The organism is Streptomyces antibioticus, from assembly GCF_002019855.1.
In the GTDB taxonomy this organism is placed as follows: Bacteria; Actinomycetota; Actinomycetes; order Streptomycetales; family Streptomycetaceae; genus Streptomyces; species Streptomyces antibioticus_B.
The window spans coordinates 1,016,189-1,033,039 of the sequence record NZ_CM007717.1 but is presented as its reverse complement, the minus strand read 5'-3'; the positions used below and the strand labels follow the sequence as shown (position 1 = coordinate 1,033,039).

15 protein-coding genes are annotated in these 16,851 nt (G+C 72.0%); 6 read left to right on the top strand and 9 right to left on the bottom strand.

Going from position 1 to position 16,851, the window contains the following annotated elements; genetic code table 11:
* Positions 1 to 31: 31 nt before the first annotated feature.
* Positions 32 to 445: a roadblock/LC7 domain-containing protein gene (locus AFM16_RS04585; protein WP_030786752.1), complete on the top strand. Its 414-nt coding sequence runs from the start codon at positions 32 to 34 to the stop codon at positions 443 to 445.
* 168 nt (positions 446 to 613) lie between these two features.
* Positions 614 to 1,552 (top strand): DUF6397 family protein, encoded by a 939-nt coding sequence (locus AFM16_RS04580; RefSeq protein WP_078632538.1) that lies wholly within the window; start codon positions 614 to 616, stop codon positions 1,550 to 1,552.
* A gap of 10 nt (positions 1,553 to 1,562) precedes the next feature.
* Here the strand turns inward: AFM16_RS04580 and AFM16_RS04575 are convergent, their stop codons facing one another.
* Together AFM16_RS04575 and AFM16_RS04570 are read right to left on the bottom strand one after the other, a co-directional pair.
* On the bottom strand, positions 1,563 to 2,429 hold the full coding sequence (locus tag AFM16_RS04575; protein ID WP_030786758.1) for an acyl-CoA thioesterase: 867 nt from the start codon (positions 2,427 to 2,429) through the stop codon (positions 1,563 to 1,565).
* A 31-nt stretch (positions 2,430 to 2,460) separates the two neighbouring features.
* Positions 2,461 to 4,974, bottom strand: a complete 2,514-nt coding sequence (locus AFM16_RS04570) for a DEAD/DEAH box helicase (protein ID WP_078632537.1) — start codon at positions 4,972 to 4,974, stop codon at positions 2,461 to 2,463.
* 145 nt (positions 4,975 to 5,119) lie between these two features.
* Here AFM16_RS04570 and AFM16_RS04565 point away from each other — a divergent pair, with 145 nt between their 5' ends.
* The gene (locus AFM16_RS04565; protein WP_030786771.1) at positions 5,120 to 5,914 is read left to right on the top strand and encodes a metal-dependent hydrolase; all 795 of its coding nucleotides are present in this window, start codon (positions 5,120 to 5,122) and stop codon (positions 5,912 to 5,914) included.
* Between the two features lie 44 nt (positions 5,915 to 5,958).
* On the opposite strand, the gene AFM16_RS04560 is transcribed toward AFM16_RS04565, so the two are convergent.
* The 4 genes from AFM16_RS04560 to AFM16_RS04545 form a co-directional block, all read right to left on the bottom strand.
* Positions 5,959 to 6,213: a type B 50S ribosomal protein L31 gene (locus tag AFM16_RS04560; protein ID WP_030786774.1), complete on the bottom strand. Its 255-nt coding sequence runs from the start codon at positions 6,211 to 6,213 to the stop codon at positions 5,959 to 5,961.
* Positions 6,214 to 6,282: 69 nt separating this feature from the next.
* Positions 6,283 to 6,753, bottom strand: coding sequence for a DUF5709 domain-containing protein (locus AFM16_RS04555; RefSeq protein WP_030786776.1), 471 nt, complete (start codon positions 6,751 to 6,753; stop codon positions 6,283 to 6,285).
* Positions 6,754 to 7,110: 357 nt separating this feature from the next.
* Entirely contained in the window at positions 7,111 to 8,892 is a 1,782-nt protein-coding gene (locus AFM16_RS04550) for an ABC transporter ATP-binding protein (RefSeq protein WP_078632536.1), read from the bottom strand.
* A complete protein-coding gene (locus tag AFM16_RS04545) occupies positions 8,889 to 10,736 on the bottom strand; it encodes an ABC transporter transmembrane domain-containing protein (RefSeq protein WP_078632535.1) in 1,848 nt (615 codons plus the stop codon). The genes AFM16_RS04550 and AFM16_RS04545 overlap by 4 nt, the downstream gene beginning before the upstream one ends.
* Positions 10,737 to 10,944: 208 nt before the next feature.
* On the opposite strand from AFM16_RS04545, the gene AFM16_RS04540 reads away from it, so the two are divergent.
* Complete coding sequence (locus AFM16_RS04540) at positions 10,945 to 11,676, top strand: L,D-transpeptidase family protein (RefSeq protein WP_078632534.1); 732 nt, start codon at positions 10,945 to 10,947, stop codon at positions 11,674 to 11,676.
* An 80-nt stretch (positions 11,677 to 11,756) separates the two neighbouring features.
* On the opposite strand, the gene AFM16_RS04535 is transcribed toward AFM16_RS04540, so the two are convergent.
* Positions 11,757 to 12,206, bottom strand: coding sequence for a MarR family winged helix-turn-helix transcriptional regulator (locus tag AFM16_RS04535; protein ID WP_078632533.1), 450 nt, complete (start codon positions 12,204 to 12,206; stop codon positions 11,757 to 11,759).
* A gap of 93 nt (positions 12,207 to 12,299) precedes the next feature.
* On the opposite strand from AFM16_RS04535, the gene AFM16_RS04530 reads away from it, so the two are divergent.
* Positions 12,300 to 14,078 carry an ABC transporter ATP-binding protein gene (locus AFM16_RS04530; RefSeq protein ID WP_078632532.1) on the top strand — a complete coding sequence of 593 codons (1,779 nt, stop codon included), beginning with the start codon at positions 12,300 to 12,302 and terminating at the stop codon, positions 14,076 to 14,078.
* Between the two features lie 53 nt (positions 14,079 to 14,131).
* Complete coding sequence (gene mltG / locus AFM16_RS04525; RefSeq protein WP_078632531.1) at positions 14,132 to 14,992, top strand: endolytic transglycosylase MltG; 861 nt, start codon at positions 14,132 to 14,134, stop codon at positions 14,990 to 14,992.
* 53 nt (positions 14,993 to 15,045) lie between these two features.
* Here mltG and AFM16_RS04520 read toward each other — a convergent pair whose 3' ends face one another.
* Both AFM16_RS04520 and AFM16_RS04515 read right to left on the bottom strand, forming a co-directional pair.
* A complete protein-coding gene (locus tag AFM16_RS04520) occupies positions 15,046 to 16,131 on the bottom strand; it encodes an NAD(P)-binding domain-containing protein (protein WP_078632530.1) in 1,086 nt (361 codons plus the stop codon).
* Positions 16,128 to 16,784 carry a hypothetical protein gene (locus AFM16_RS04515; RefSeq protein WP_078632529.1) on the bottom strand — a complete coding sequence of 219 codons (657 nt, stop codon included), beginning with the start codon at positions 16,782 to 16,784 and terminating at the stop codon, positions 16,128 to 16,130. Before AFM16_RS04515 ends, AFM16_RS04520 begins: the two co-directional genes overlap by 4 nt.
* Positions 16,785 to 16,851 lie beyond the last annotated feature (67 nt).

The window sequence follows — 16,851 nt, the reverse complement described above, 5'->3', positions numbered from 1 at the left end:
CCAGGGGAACCTCACACGGGGGAGACGGGACATGGGGCAGAAAGAGAGACTGAGCTGGCTGCTGGACGACCTGACCGAGCGGGTCGACCACGTCCGCCACGCGCTGGTCCTTTCCAACGACGGGCTGGTGGCGGGCCAGAGCCGCGGACTGCGCCGGGAGGACGCCGAGCACCTCGCCGCCGTCTCCTCCGGCCTGCACAGCCTGGCCAAGGGATCCGGGCGCCACTTCGGCGCGGGCCAGGTCCGCCAGACGATGATCGAGTTCGACGACGCCCTGCTGTTCGTCACCGCGGCCGGCACCGGAAGCTGCCTCTGCGTCCTGAGCGGCGTGGAGGCCGACATGGGCCAGATCGCCTACGAGATGACGCTCCTCGTCAGCCGGGTCGGCGAACATCTGACCGTGGACGCCCGAGAACCCGACCGCGACCCCTTCCCTGACCTCTGACCTGTGCGTTCTCCTTGCAGATCCGTCCGCGTCGCGAAGTTATCCACAGGCTTGCCATGAGATCCGCGAACCGGGCTACGGTTTTCCCGTCAGTCGCCGTCGCACACAGCGACGGACCGACTGCATCACGTCACCTTGCTCCACTTCACTTCACGGGGGAGACCGACCATGTCCGGCAACACCGTCACGCCACCGCACACATCACCGCACACCGACTCCCGCACACCCACCCGAGCGGCGCGCGAACTGGGACTCAAGCGCCGCGAGTTCGACCTCGCGGTCCACCTGGGGCAGATCAGGACCGTGCCCGACGAAGGGGGAGGGGGCCGTCGCGTACTGGCGGCGGAGATCGACCGGCTGCGCGCCCGGCCCGGCTTCCCCGAGGCACTGAGGGACAGCGTCCGGGCCGTCGGCACCGGCGAGGCCGCCGCGATCCTGGGGGTGCCCGCCACCCGGTTCACCCGCCTCGCCCGCCAAGGGGTGATGGTGCCCGTCACCTTCTATCTGAACCGCTACCGCGCGATCGTCTGGCTCTATCTGGCCGAAGAGCTACGGCAGTTCGCGGCCGACGAGAGCAGCGCCGCGCTGCTCACGGCCCGTACGCCCGAGCCGATGCGGGCCAGGCTGGCCGCCGGGCTGGACCTGCGCCCGCGGAACTGGCGGGGACGCCACCTGGGCTTCCTGCTCCGCCAGGCGGACGATCCCTGGCAACGTGCCGGAGCCTTGGCGAGGTTTCTCGATCCGGTCCAGATCGCGGAGATCGTCAGGGACCCCTACGAACGCTCGCACCTGAATCGTTTCCGGCCCGCGCCGGTCGGCCACAGCGCCCCCGGCACACCGGCCGCGCACCTCGTCGAGAAGCTCACGACGGCCGACGATCCCGACGAGATCGGCTGGCTCAGGTCGGACCTCGCCCGCACCCTCGACGAGGCCCGCGCCCATCACCCCGCGCCACGGCCCGCCATGATGCCCCGGCCGGCGGAGACGGTTCAGCCGCCGGCCACGGACGCCCGCCCGGACCAGCCGGGCCGCACAGACCCGCAGTACCGGACACCCGAGCGGAAGGCACGCGGTCTCCTCGCCCGACTCCTCCGGAGAAGCGCGTGAACCACCGACGTCACAGCGCTCGGAACAACCCCTCCTGCACGACCGACACCAGCAGCCGCCCCTGAAGGTCGTAGATGCGGCCCCGGGCGAGCCCGCGGCCGCCCGTCGCGATCGGCGACTCCTGGTCGTACAGGAACCACTCGTCCGCGCGGAACGGACGGTGGAACCACATCGCGTGGTCCAGCGACGCCATGTCGAAGTTGCGCGGACCCCACAGCGGTTCCACCGGCAGCCGCACGGCGTCCAGAAGCGTCATGTCACTGGCGTAGGTGAGCGCGCAGGTGTGCACGAGCGGATCGTCGCCGAGCGGCCCGACCGCGCGCATCCACACCGCGCTGCGCGGCTCGGCGTCCTTGACCTCCTCGGCGCTCCAGCGCAGCCGGTCCGCGTACCGGATGTCGAAGGGCTGACGGCGCGCCATCCGCTCCAACTGCTCGGGCAGCGCGCCCAGATGCTCCCGGATCTCGTCCGTCACCGACGGCAGGGACTCCGGGTCGGGAACCTCACGCGCCGGCGGCAACTGGTGCTCGAAGGGACCTTCCTCAGGCTTGTGAAAGGAGGCGGTGAGATTGAAGATCGTGCGGCCCTGCTGCACGGCGGTGACCCGGCGCGTCGTGAACGACCGCCCGTCCCGCACCCGTTCGACCTGGTACACGATCGGCACCCCCGGCCGGCCCGGTCGCAGGAAGTACGCGTGCAGCGAGTGCACCGGGCGGTCACCTTCGGTGGTCCGGCCGGCGGCGACCAGCGCCTGGCCCGCCACCTGCCCGCCGAACACCCGCTGGAAGGACTCCTGCGGGCTGCGGCCGCGGAAGATGTTGACCTCGATCTGCTCGAGGTCGAGCAGGTCGACGAGCCTCTCGGCCGGGTTCGTCATCGGTGTGCTTCTCCTGTGCCTCGCGCTGTTGTCACAACTGGCCGACCTGGGTGACCCGGACGATCGCCCGGCCCTCCGCGTCGGAGGCCACGAGGTCGATCTCGGCGCTGATGCCCCAGTCGTGGTCGTCGTTGGGGTCGTCGAAGATCTGACGGACGCGCCACAGACGGTCCTGCGGCTCCTCCTGGATGACGAGCAGCTTGGGACCGCGCGCGTCCGGGCCGGTGCCCAGGTCGTCGTACTCGTCCCAGTACTTGTCCATCGCCTCGCCCCACGCGTCGGCGTCCCAGCCGGACTCGGCGTCCATCTCGCCCAGCTCCTCGACCTGGTCGAGCGCGGCGAGTTCGACGCGGCGGAACAGCGCGTTGCGGACCAGGACGCGGAAGGCGCGCGCGTTGGCGGTGACCGGCTTGACCTCGTCGGCCTTCTCCTGCGCCTGCTCGGCGGTCAGCTCCTCCGGGTTGGCCAACTGCTCCCACTCGTCCAGCAGACTGGAGTCGACCTGGCGCACCATCTCGCCGAGCCACGCGATCAGGTCCTGGAGGTCCTCGGACTTGAGGTCGTCCGGCACCGTGTGGTCGAGGGCCTTGTAGGCGCCGGCCAGGTAGCGCAGCACGATGCCCTCGGTGCGGGCCAGTTCGTAGTAGGACACCAGCTCCGTGAAGGACATCGCCCGCTCGTACATGTCACGGATGACGGACTTCGGCGACAGCGGATGGTCGCCGACCCACGGGTGGCTCTTGCGGTACGTGTTGTACGCGTGGAAGAGCAGCTCCTCCAGGGGCTTCGGGTACGTGATGTCCTGGAGCCGCTCCATGCGCTCCTCGTACTCGACGCCGTCCGCCTTCATCGCGGCGACCGCCTCGCCGCGCGCCTTGTTCTGCTGGGCGGCGAGGATCTGCCGCGGGTCGTCGAGGGTGGACTCCACCACGGAGACCATGTCCAGCGCGTACGACGGCGACTCCGGGTCCAGCAGCTCGAACGCGGCCAGCGCGAAGGTCGACAGCGGCTGGTTCAGCGCGAAGTCCTGCTGGAGGTCCACGGTGAGCCGCACGATACGGCCGGTGGCGTCCGGCTCGTCCAGCTTCTCGACGATCCCGCCGTCCAGCAGCGAGCGGTAGATCGCGATGGCCCGCCGGATGTGCCGCAACTGCTGACGGCGCGGCTCGTGGTTGTCCTCCAGCAGATGACGCATCGCCGCGAAGGCGTTGCCGGGCCGGGCGATCACCGACAGCAGCATCGTGTGCGTCACCCGGAAGCGGGACGTCAGCGGCTCCGGATCCGACTCGATCAGCTTCTCGAAGGTGTTCTCCGTCCAGCCGACGAAGCCCTCCGGCGCCTTCTTGCGGACCACCTTGCGGCGCTTCTTCGGGTCGTCGCCCGCCTTCGCGAGCGCCTTCTCGTTCTCGATGACGTGCTCGGGCGCCTGCGCGACCACCAGGCCCGCCGTGTCGAAGCCGGCCCGCCCGGCCCGGCCCGCGATCTGGTGGAACTCACGGGCGCGCAGGGTGCGCACCCGGCTGCCGTCGTACTTCGTGAGGGCCGTGAACAGCACGGTGCGGATGGGCACGTTGACGCCGACCCCGAGGGTGTCCGTACCGCAGATCACCTTCAGCAGACCGGCCTGGGCGAGTTTCTCCACCAGACGCCGGTACTTGGGCAGCATGCCGGCGTGATGCACGCCGATGCCGTGGCGCACGTACCGCGACAGATTGCGGCCGAACTTGGTGGTGAAGCGGAAGTTGCCGATCAGCTCGGCGATCTGTTCCTTCTCCTCGCGCGAGCACATGTTGATGCTCATCAGCGCCTGCGCCCGCTCCACCGCCTGCGCCTGCGTGAAGTGCACGATGTAGACCGGAGCCTGCCGGGTCTCCAGCAGATCGGTGAGCGTCTCGGTCAGCGGCGTGTAGCGGTACTCGTACGACAGCGGCACCGGCCGGGTCGCCGAGCGGACGACCGCGGTGGGGCGGCCGGTGCGCCGGGTGAGGTCCTTCTCGAAGAAGGACACGTCGCCGAGGGTCGCCGACATGAGGACGAACTGCGCCTGCGGCAGCTCCAGGATGGGGATCTGCCAGGCCCAGCCGCGGTCGCCCTCGGCGTAGAAGTGGAACTCGTCCATGACGACCTGGCCGACGTCGGCGTTCCGGCCGTCGCGCAGCGCGATCGACGCGAGCACCTCGGCGGTGCAGCAGATGACCGGGGCGTCGGAGTTGACGGACGCGTCGCCGGTCAGCATCCCGACGTTCTCGGTGCCGAAGATCTTGCACAGTTCGAAGAACTTCTCCGACACCAGCGCCTTGATCGGGGCCGTGTAGAAGGTGACCTCGTCACGGGCGAGGGCCGCGAAGTGCGCCGCCGCCGCGATCATGCTCTTCCCGGAGCCGGTGGGCGTCGACACGATCACGTTCGCGCCGGAGACCACCTCGATCAGCGCCTCCTCCTGGTGGGGGTAGAGCGTGAGACCGCGCTCCTGCGTCCAGGACTCGAAGGCTTCGTACAGGGCGTCGGGATCTGCGGTAGGCGGCAACTGATCGATGAGGGTCACGCCCCCATCTTGCCTGTCCGCACCCTCGATGGGGGAATCGGCTGCCGGACCGATGATCACGGGAGCTACGCTGTGTCGCCGACGGAGCGTCATCGCACCCGGTCAACTGGACAGCGGCACACGAGGAACAGGGCGGGCAACGGCCATGATGGGACCAGCACACTCACTGTCGGGCGCCGCCGCCTGGCTCGGCGTCGGAGCGGCCGCGGCCGCGGCGGGGCACACGATGCCCTGGCCCGTCCTGCTCGTCGGCGCGCTGATCTGTGCCGGTGCCGCACTCGCCCCCGACCTCGACCACAAGGCCGCGACCATCTCGCGGTCCTTCGGACCCGTCTCGCGATGGCTCTGCGAGGTCGTGGACAAGCTGTCCTACGCCGTCTACAAGGCCACCAAGAAGCAGGGCGACCCGCGCCGTTCCGGCGGCCACCGCACCCTGACGCACACCTGGCTGTGGGCCGTCATGATCGGCGCGGGCGCCTCGGCGCTGGCGATCGCCGGCGGCCGCTGGGCGGTCCTCGCCATCCTCTTCGCGCACATGGTGCTGGCGATCGAGGGTCTGCTGTGGCGGGCGGCGCGGGGTTCGAGCAGCGATGTCCTGGTGTGGCTGCTCGCCGCGACCAGCGCGTGGATCCTGGCCGGCGTCCTGGACAAGCCGGGCAACGGCTCGGACTGGCTGTTCACCCAGCCCGGCCAGGAGTACCTGTGGCTGGGGCTGCCGATCGTGCTGGGCGCCCTGGTGCACGACATCGGGGACGCGCTGACCGTGTCGGGCTGCCCGGTGCTGTGGCCCATCCCGATCGGCCGCAAGCGCTGGTACCCGATCGGCCCGCCGAAGGCGATGCGCTTCCGGGCCGGAAGCTGGGTCGAGCTGAAGGTGCTGATGCCGGTGTTCATGGTGCTCGGCGGCGTGGGCGCCGCGGCCGCCCTCAACTTCATCTGAGGCCCGCCGGGCACGCGCCCGGCGCCCGTGGCGCGAGCGGAGGCTCAGGCGCCGCCGCTCTCGCCGAAACGCCGCTCGAAGGCGGCGATCCGGCCCTCCGTGTCCACCGTGCGGGCCTTGCCGGTGTAGAAGGGGTGACTCTCCGAGGAGATCTCCACGTCCACGACCGGGTAGGTCTCGCCGTCGTCCCAGTCGATGGTCTGCTCACTGGTCGCGGTGGAACGGGTCAGGAAGGCGTAACCGGCGGCACGGTCGCGGAAGACGACCGGGTGGTAGTCGGGCTGCGTGTCCTTCGGCATGGATGCTCCTCGTGCGTCGTCTCGTGCGCCGTCGGCGGAACGGGCACGGCCCGGCCGGGGACGGCCGGGTCAGCCGGACAGGGCGTCCTCGTCGACGATGTGCATCGCGGCCTCCTCGGCGGAGGCGGCGGCGCCGTCGATCCCCACGTCGGTGGCGACCAGCGCGCTCTCCTCGTCCTCGTGGGTGCCCTCGTCGGGCGCCACGAGACGGCCGGAGCGGGCCGCGCCCACCTCGTTGTCGAGGAGTTCCCCGTCGGTGCCGTCGCAGTCGCCGAGGCCGTCCCCGTCCGGTACGGCGAGATCGGGCACTTCCTCCGAGAGCCGCTGGTCCAGCGTCTCGCCCTCCCGGCGCTCGGCGGCCGTCACCCCGGTGTGCTCCACGGCCCAGGGCCGCTCCGGAGGGGACCAGCCGCGATCGAGAGGGTCCTCGACACCGTCGTTCACGAGGGTGTCCTCCGCGTCGAGCAGCCCGGCGTCGTCCTGGACGTCGGAGGAGTCGGGCTGGTAGACGTCGTCCCCCCATCCGTCGGCGCTGTTCACGGGTACCTCCAGGGGGTGACGGGCCCGTTCTCACCGTGGCCGGCGGTGCGGCACCGCCGTACGGGGCACAGGTCGGGCGGGGTGCGCGTCGGCCGGGTTCCGGCCGGCTCCCGCTCGGGTGCCGTTATCCAGCGTTCCATCACGCTTCGGCACCGCGCAACGCCAGACGCCACGCCCGCGCCCCGGGTACCCCGGCCGACCGCCCCGGAGCACCCATCCCCGCGACCTCGGACGGCCGGGCCCGGACCGGGTCTTCCCGCTACCGCTCCATGCCCGTCGGCCGGGCCCGGGGCGGGTCTGCCCGTTTCTCCGCCACCCTCATCGGCCGCGCCCGGATCGGCTCCTCCCGTTCCCCCGTCACCCGTGCCAGGACCGCCAGAGGGCCGCGTACGCGCCGTCCGCCTCCACCAGCTCCGTGTGGCTGCCCAGCTCGCTGATGCGGCCGTTCTCGACGACGGCGATGACGTCGGCGTCGTGCGCGGTGTGCAGACGGTGGGCGATGGCGACGACGGTCCGGCCGTCCAGGACACGGGCGAGCGACCGTTCCAGGTGCCGGGCGGCACGCGGGTCGAGCAGCGAGGTCGCCTCGTCCAGGACCAGCGTGTGCGGATCGGCGAGGACCAGCCGGGCCAGGGCGATCTGCTGGGCCTGCGCCGGGGTGAGCGTGGCCCCTCCGGAGCCGACCTCGGTGTCCAGGCCGTCGTCCAGGGCGCGCGCCCATCCGTCCGCGTCGACCGCGCCGAGCGCCGCCCACAGCTCGGCGTCCTCGGCGCCGGTCCGGGCCAGCCGGAGGTTGTCGCGGAGGGTGCCGACGAAGACGTGGTGCTCCTGGTTGACGAGCGCCACATGGGAGCGGACCCGTTCGGCGGTCATCCGGGACAGTTCGGCGCCGCCGAGAGTGACCCGGCCGTCGCGGGGCGCGTAGATGCCGGCAAGGAGTCGGCCCAGCGTGGACTTGCCCGCACCCGAGGGGCCGACCAGCGCCAGCCGGGTGCCGGGGGCGACCTCCAGCGACACCTTGCGCAGCACGTCGACACCCTCGCGGTACCCGAAGTGGACCCCGTCGGCGTGCACGTCCCGGCCGTCCGGCGCCAGCCCGGAGTCGCCGCCGTCCGGCTCGATGTCGCGGACCCCGACGAGCCGGGCCAGCGACACCTGCGCCACCTGGAGTTCGTCGTACCAGCGCAGGATCAGGTTGACCGGGTCGACGAGCATCTGCGCCAGCAGGGCACCGGTGGTGAGCTGGCCGACGTCGATCCAGCCGTGCAGGACGAACACTCCGCCGAGGACCAGGACCGACCCCAGCACGGTGACATGCACCAGGTTGATGACCGGGAAGAGGATCGACCGCAGCCACAGGGTGTAGCGCTCCCACGCCGTCCACTGCCGGATCCGCAGCTCGGACAGGGCGATTCGGCGGTCGCCGAGGCGGTGGGCCTCGACGGTGTGCCCGGCGTCCACGGTCTCGGCGAGCGCGGCGGCCACGGCGGCGTAACCGGCGGCCTCGGAGCGGTAGCCGGCCGGCGCCCGCTTGAAGTACCAGCGGCAGCCGACCACCAGCAGCGGGACGGCGAGGAGGACGGCCGGGGCCAGCGGCGGTGCCATGACGACGAGTCCGCCGAGCAGCAGCCCCGCCCACATCACGCCGATGGTGAGCTGCGGCACGGCCTCGCGCATCGCGTTGGCCAGCCGGTCGATGTCCGTGGTGATGCGGGACAGCAGATCACCCGTGCCGGCCCGCTCCAGGACGCCCGGCGGCAGCCGCACCGAGCGGACGAGGAAGTCCTCGCGCAGATCGGCCAGCATCCGCTCGCCGAGCATCGCGCCGCGCAGCCGCACCTGGCGCACGAAGGCCGCCTGCACGACGAGGGCGAGCACGAACAGCGTGGTGGTGAACCCCAGATGGAGTTCGCGCGCTCCGTCCGACAGCCGTTCCACGAGGTCGCCCAAGAGCCAGGGGCCCACCATGGACGCCACCGTGGCGACCGTGTTGACGACCAGCAGGACGAGGAAGGCACGCCGGTGCCTGCGGAGCAGCTCGGCCACGTAGCCGCGCACGGTCGCGGGGGCGCCCACCGGCAGGGTGCTCGCCGTCGTCGGTGCCGCCGGGTCGTAGGCGGGCGGTGCCACGCCGATCATGCCGTCTCCTCGATCTCTTCCAGCGCGTTCAGGTTCTTCTCGTCCAGCGCGTCGAGCCGGCGCAGTCCCGTGCCGTCCAGCGCCGCCGGTCCACCGTCGAGCGCCTTCTCCTCGTCGGTCTCCCGGGTCACGACGGCCCGGTACCGGGGCTCGGTGTGCAGCAGTTCGCGGTGCGCGCCGACCGCGGCGACCTCGCCCTCGTGCACCAGGACCACCCGGTCCGCCCGGTCCAGGAGCAGGGGTGACGAGGTGAACACGAGCGTGGTGCGCCCGGCCCGCAGCTCCCGTACGCCGTCGGCGATCCGTGCCTCGGTGTGCGAGTCGACGGCCGAGGTGGGTTCGTCCAGGACGAGCACCTCGGGGTCGGTGAGCAGCGACCGGGCCAGGGCGAGCCGTTGCCGCTGGCCGCCGGAGAGCGAGCGGCCGCGCTCGGTGATCAGCGCGTCCAGCGGGTCGTCGGCGTCCAGCGAACCCTGGACGAGCGCGTCCAGCACGTCCCCGCACTGGGCGGCGGCCAGCGCGGCCGAGGGCTCCACGGCACCCGAGGCGGGCACGTCGAGCAGCTCGCGCAGGGAACCGGACAGCAGCACCGGATCCTTGTCCTGGACGAGGACGGCGGTGCGCGCGGAGTCGAGCGGCAGCTCGTCCAGCGGCACCCCGCCGAGCAGCACGGACGGGCCGTCGTCCTGCGCGGGGTGCCCGCCCAGCCGTTCCGCCAGCCGGCCCGCCGCGTCCGGGTCGCCGCACACCACGGCCGTCAGCCGGCCGGTGGGGGCGAGCAGTCCGGTGGCCGGGTCGTACAGGTCTCCGGCGGGCAGGCCGGCCGTGCGGGATCCGCCGGCGTCCGTGGCCCGCTCCAGGGACAGCACGCGCGCGGCGCGCCGGGCCGACGGCCGGGAGAAGGAGTAGGCCATCGCGATCTCCTCGAAGTGCCGAAGAGGGTAGGTGAGGACCATGACGGAGCTGTAGACGGTGACCAGTTCACCGACGGAGATGCGGCCCTCGCGGGCCAGCCGGACGCCGTGCCAGACGACCGCGATCAGGAGCAGGCCGGGCAGCAGGACCTGGATGGCGCTGATCAGGGACCACATGCGGGCACTGCGCACGGCGGCGTGCCGCACCTCCTGGGATGCCTCGCGGTAGCGGTCGAGGAACAGGTCCTCGCCGCCGATGCCGCGCAGCACCCGCAGGCCGGCGACGGTGTCGGAGGCGAGTTCGGTGGCCCGTCCGGCCTTCTCGCGCTGGAAGTCGGCGCGGCGGGTCGCGGGCGGCAGCAGCGGCAGCACCGCGAGCGCGAGGACGGGCAGTCCCACGGCCACCACGACGCCGAGTGCCGGCTGGTAGACGACGAGTCCGACCACGACCAGCACGACGGTGAGGGCCGCGGCGGTGAACCGGGAGACGGCCTCCACGAACCAGCCGATCTTCTCGACGTCCCCGGTGGACACGGCGACGACCTCGCCGGCCGCGACCCGCCGGGTCAGCGCCGAGCCCAGCAGGGACGCCTTGCGGGCGAGGAGCTGCTGCACCCGGGCGGCGGCGGTGATCCAGTTGGTGACGGCGGCGCGGTGCAGGAAGGTGTCCCCGATCGCGGTGGCGGTACCGCACAGCACCATCAGCCCGCCGGTGACGGCCAGTCGGCTGCCGGACCGGTCCACGACGGCCTCGATGGCGAACCCGACGCAGAAGGGCAGGGCGGAGACGGCGACGAAGTGCAGCATGCCCCAGGCCAGCGCCTTGAGCTGGCCGCCGAGCTGGTTGCGGCCGAGCCACCACAGAAAGCGGGCTCCCGAGCGTACGTCCGGCACACCCGGGTCGGGGTACGGAAGGTCTTGGATCTGCATGACGTCCCAGTGGCTCGTGTCAGGAGGGTGAGAGGAGGGCGAGAGATGGGTGAGATGGCGCGGCAACAAACCGTGAAAGGTTCGCGTCGTAGCGTCGTCGAAATCAACCGGTTTTCCGTGACGCCGACCGGATCCGGCGGTCGTCCGACGCGGCACGGCCGCCCGCAACCTGCCGTGAAAGCACGGAAAGTGGTGCGAGCATGGGCGGATGCGACCTGGTGGTGTACGGCGCGGGACAGCCGGATGGGCGGCGGCCTGCGCATTTCTTCTCACTGCTCTCCCCGCGCTCTCCGCCTGCGGCGCGGACCGGACGGGCACACGTGCCGGGAGCGGCGGCGCCGCGCGGGCCACGGCCGCGTCGGCCCGGATCCCGGACGTCGGCGACCGCTGGCAGAGCCGGATCCCCGCCGACTCCCGCCAGGTCGTGGCCGTGTACGGCGACGACGAGGACTCCGCGAAGGCGACCGTCGTCCTCTACACCAAACGGGGCCGCCTCTGGGAGCGGGTGCGCGACTGGCGGGGGCACAACGGCAAGAACGGCTGGACGCCCGACCATCACGTGGGGGACGAGCGCAGTCCCGTCGGGGTGTTCACGCTGAGCGACGCGGGCGGTGTCCTCGCCGACCCCGGCACCCGTCTGCCGTACACCCGCTCGGACGACTTCGCGGCGCCGCGCTGGTGGGAGCGGTCGCACTGGCACGACTTCGACTACGTCATCGCGATCGACTACAACCGCGTCCCGGGCAATCCGCCCGACGACCCGGAGCGGCCCGCCGGCGAGGAGAAAGGTGGCGGGATCTGGCTCCATCTGGACCACGGCAGCGGCACGTCGGCGTGCGTCAGCATGCCCCGCCCGGCGATGGAGTACCTCCTGCGCACCCTCGACCCGGCCCGGCACCCGGTGGTCCTGATGGGGGACCGGGCGGCACTGAAGGCGTAGCTCTCGCCGGCCCCGCACCTTCTACCGCCTCAGCGCCCCCGCACTTTCTACCGCCTCAGCACCCGGCACCTTCTGCCGTCTCAGCACCCCCGCACCGCACCCCCGTCGATCAGCGTGTCCAGCAGCCCGCCGAGCACCTCGCGCTGTTCGCCCGTCAGGGGGGCGAGGATCTCTGCCGCCGCCGACCGGCGGGCCGCGTGCAGCTCGCGCAGGGCCTCGTGTCCGGACGGGGTCAGTTCGATCCGGATCACCCGCCGGTTGGTCGGATCCGGCACCCGGCGCACCCGCCCGCCCGCCTCCAGCGCGTCGACCAGGGTCGTCACGGCGCGCGGGACCACCTCCAGCCGTTCGGCGAGATCGGCCATCCGCGGCGGCGCGTCGTAGTGGGCCAGCGTGCGCAGCAGCCGGGACTGGGCCGGAGTGATGCCCAGGCCGCGCTGCTGGAGGTGGTGCTTCTGGATCCGGTGCACCCGGCGGGTGAAGCGCAGCAACTGCTCCGTGAGCGGGCCGTCGGGATCGGGCGTGGTCATGCGGGAACAATATCAGGACCACGTTCATTGTGAGCATAGGTAACAATGAGCTATGCTCCGCAAGTCTTCGTTCTCACATCACCGTAGGAGCCCATGAAGCCCGACAAACCCGATCCCCAGGTGCGCCGCATCCTGCGGCTGTTCCGTCCCTACCGTGGCCGGCTCGCGGTCGTCGGCCTGCTGGTCGGCGCCTCCTCGCTGGTCTCGGTCGCCACGCCCTTCCTGCTGAGGGAGATCCTCGACGTCGCGATCCCCGAGGGCCGCACCGGCCTGCTGAGCCTCCTCGCCCTCGGCATGATCCTCAGCGCCGTCCTCAGCAGCGTCTTCGGCGTGCTCCAGACCCTGATCTCCACGACCGTCGGCCAGCGCGTCATGCACGATCTGCGCACCGCCGTCTACGGCCGGCTCCAGCGCATGTCGCTGGCCTTCTTCACCCGCACCCGCACCGGCGAGGTGCAGTCCCGCATCGCCAACGACATCGGCGGCATGCAGGCCACCGTCACCTCCACGGCGACCTCCCTGGTCTCCAACTTCACCAGCGTGGTCGCCACCGTCGTCGCGATGATCGCCCTCGACTGGCGGCTGACCGTCGTCTCCCTTGTCCTGCTCCCGGTGTTCGTCTGGATCAGCCGCCGGGTCGGCGACGAGCGCAGGAAGATCACCACCGAGCGGCAGAAGCAGATGGCCGCGATGGCCGCCACGGTCACCGAGTCGCTGTCGGTCAGCGGCATCCTGCTCGGCCGCACCATGGGCCGCGCCGACTCCCTCACGCGCACGTTCGCCGACGAGTCCGAGCGGCTCGTCGACCTCGAGGTGCGCTCGAACATGGCCGGACGCTGGCGCATGTCCGTGATCACGATCGTGATGGCCGCGATGCCGGCGTTCATCTACTGGACCGCGGGTCTCGCGCTCCAGCTCGGCGGCCCCGCCGTCTCGCTCGGCACGATCGTCGCCTTCGTCTCCCTCCAGCAGGGCCTGTTCCGGCCCGCCGTGAGCCTGATGGCGACCGGTGTGCAGATCCAGACCTCCCTGGCGCTCTTCCAGCGCATCTTCGAGTACCTCGACCTGCCCGTGGACATCACCGAACGGCCCGACCCGGTCCACCTCGACCAGGTGAAGGGCGAGGTCCGCTTCGAGAACACCACGTTCGCCTACGACGACCAGGGCGCCCCCGTCCTCGACGGCATCGACGTGACCGTCCCCGCCGGCGGCAGTCTCGCGGTCGTCGGCTCCACCGGCGCGGGCAAGTCCACGCTGGGCCACCTCGTGCCGCGGCTGTACGACGTCACCGGCGGCCGGGTCACCCTGGACGGCGTCGACGTGCGCGACCTCGACTTCGACACCCTCGCCCGCGCGGTCGGCGTGGTCTCGCAGGAGACGTACCTCTTCCACGCGACCGTCGCCGACAACCTGCGCTTCGCCAAGCCGGACGCCACCGACGAGGAACTGCACGCGGCGGCCCGCGCGGCGCAGATCCACGACCACATCGCGGCCCTGCCCGACGGCTACGACACGGTCGTCGGCGAACGCGGCCACCGCTTCTCCGGTGGGGAGAAGCAGCGCCTGGCGATCGCCCGCACCATCCTGCGCGACCCGCCGGTGCTGATCCTCGACGAGGCGACCAGCGCCCTGGACACCCGCACCGAGCACGCCGTGCAGGACGCCATCGACGCGCTCTCGGCCGACCGCACCACGCTCACCATCGCCCACCGGCTGTCCACGGTCCGCGACGCCGACCAGATCGTGGTCCTCGACGCCGGACGGGTCGCCGAACGGGGGACGCACGAGGAACTGCTGACGCGGGACGGGCGGTACGCGGCGCTGCTGCGTCGGGACGCCCGACGTGAGCCGACCATGGAGCCGACAAGATGAAAATACGCCCGGTGATGCCGGAATTGTGGCGATATGAGGGTTAGCGTGCCCGCATGCAGATGAACACTCCGCCACGGAGCACGATTCGACTGACGCGCCGGGGCCGGGTCGCCCTCATCGCGACCGGAGCCGTCGTGGCAGGCACCGCCGTGGCGGTGCCGCTGCTGAGCACGGACCGTCAGGAGGAGCCGCCGAAGCCGACCACGCTCGTCATCCCGGAGGGCTGGCGGGCGAGCCGCGTCTACGAGGCCGTCGACAAGGCGCTCGCCCTGCCCGACGGCACCACCCGCAAGGCACTGCCGCAGGCCGGCCTGAAGCTGCCGAACGACGCGGACGGCAACCCGGAGGGCTACCTCTTCCCGGCCACGTACCCGCTGGAGAAGGCGACTCCCCAGTCCCTGCTGACGGCCATGGTCGACACCGCCGACAAGAAGTTCAACGGCGCGCCGATCGCCGCCGGTGCCCAGCGCAACTCCATGAACGTCTACCAGGCCGTCACCATCGCCAGCCTCGTCCAGGCCGAGGCCGCCACCAAGGCGGACATGGGCAAGGTGGCCCGGGTGATCTTCAACCGGCTGGAGCGCGGGATGCCCCTCCAGATGGACTCCACCATCAACTACGCGCTCAACCGCTCGACCCTGAAGACGACCCAGGCGGACACCCGGATCGAGAGCCCCTACAACTCCTACCAGCGCATGGGACTGCCGCCGACGCCGATCGGCAACCCCGGTGACGAGGCCCTGCGCGCCGCGATCAGCCCCACGCCGGGCGACTGGCTGTACTTCGTCACGGTCAAGCCCGGTGACACCCGCTTCACGGCGAGCTACTCGGAACACCAGGCGAACGTCGCCGAGTTCAACAGGAACCAGCAGAGCCAGAAGCAGCAGAGCCCGGCCGCCCCGAAGACACCGTAGAACCCACAGAACCCACAGAACCCATCGAACCCGTAGGCCGCGGCCGGAAGCCGTCAGGCGGCGGCGGGCTCGCCGGCCTCCCGGGTCAGCAGGCGCCGGATGTCCCGTACCGCCGCCCGGCCGGCCCGGTTCGCGCCGATGGTGCTGGCCGACGGCCCGTAGCCGACGAGATGGATCCGCGGGTCGGCCGCCACGCGCGTCCCGTCCATCCGGATCCCGCCGCCCGGCTCGCGCAGCCGCAGCGGTGCCAGATGGTCGAGGGCGGGCCGGAAGCCGGTCGCCCAGAGGATGACGTCGGCGGCGACCCGCCGCCCGTCGTCCCACTCCACCCCCTCCGGGGTGATCCGGTCGAACATCGGCAGCCGGTCGAGGACCCCGTCCGCCAGACCCTGCCGGACCGCGTCGTTCAGGGGCAGGCCCGTCACGGACACCACGCTCCTCGGCGGCAGCCCCTGCCGTACCCGGTCCTCGACGAGCGCGACGGCCGCGCGGCCCGCGTCCTCGTCGAAGGGCCCCTCCCGGAAGACGGGCGGCCGGCGCGTCACCCAGGTGGTGGCGGCCGCGTACGGCGCGATCTCCAGCAGATGCTGGGTACCGGAGGCGCCGCCGCCCACGACGATCACCCGCAGCCCCGCGAACGCCTCGGGCCCCGGATAGCCCGCGGTGTGCAACTGCCGTCCGCGGAAGGTCTCCTGGCCCGGATAGCGCGGCCAGAACGGCCGGTCCCAGGTGCCGGTGGCATTGATCAGCGCCCGCGTGGACCAGGTGCCGCCGGAGGTCTCGACCAGCAGCCGTCCGCCCGTGCCCTCCCGGACCGCCGTCACCTCCACGGGCCGCCGCACCCGCAGACCGAAGGTCCGCTCGTAGGCGTCGAAGTACTCGGTGATGACCTCGGACGACGGCCGGGCCGGGTCCGCGCCCGTCAGCTCCATCCCGGGCAGCGCGTGCATGCCGTGCACCTTGCCGTACGTCAGCGAGGGCCACCGGAACCGCCAGGCGCCGCCCGGGCCCGGGGCGTGGTCCAGCACCACGAAGTCGCGCTCGGGCTCGAAACCGGTGCGCCGCAGATGGTAGGCGGCGGCCAGTCCCGCCTGACCGGCGCCGATGACGACCACCTCGACCTCACGCACATCGTTCACGTTTCACCTAACGCCGCCGTCCGCGCGGATCTTCCCCCGGCCGGTCGCGGGAGGCGTTCCACAAGCCCCGCGCACAGGACGGCGAACCGCGGGTCGGCGGGGTCGCGCGGCCGGCCGAGCCCGATCCGCCGCTCGTGGACGACGGCCCCGGCGTCCATCACCAGCACGCGGTCGGCGAGCAGGATGGCCTCCTCGACGTCGTCCGTGACGAGCAGGACCGCGCGGTCGCGCGGCTGCCACCACTCGCTCAGCAGACGCCGGGCCCTGGCGCGGGCGGGCGCGTCCAGTGCGCCGAACGGGTCGTCGAGCAGCAGCAGATCGGGTTCGCCCGTGAGCGCCCGGACCAGGGCGGCGGGCCGGGCCCCGGTGCCGGGAAACAGCGTGCGCCACGCCCGTTCCCACGCCGTCGGCCGAGTCGCCCCGGAGGCGAGGGCCCTGCGGCGCGGCACCAGCACGGTGCCCTCGACGTCGCGGTCGAGCCCCGCGAGGATCCCCAACAGCGCGGACCTGCCGTCACCCCCGATCAGGGCGACGAACTCGCCCGGCCGGACGTCGAGACGGAGACCGTCGACAACGACCCGGCCGTCGAGGACGCGCCGCAGCCCCTCGACGCGCACGGCCCACGGCAGCCGCACCTGACCGTCGTTCGCCATGGCAGCGGCAGCCTTTCGGGGGAACCGACGACGACCTCGGCGAGCACGCCGAGAAAGCCCGGGAAGC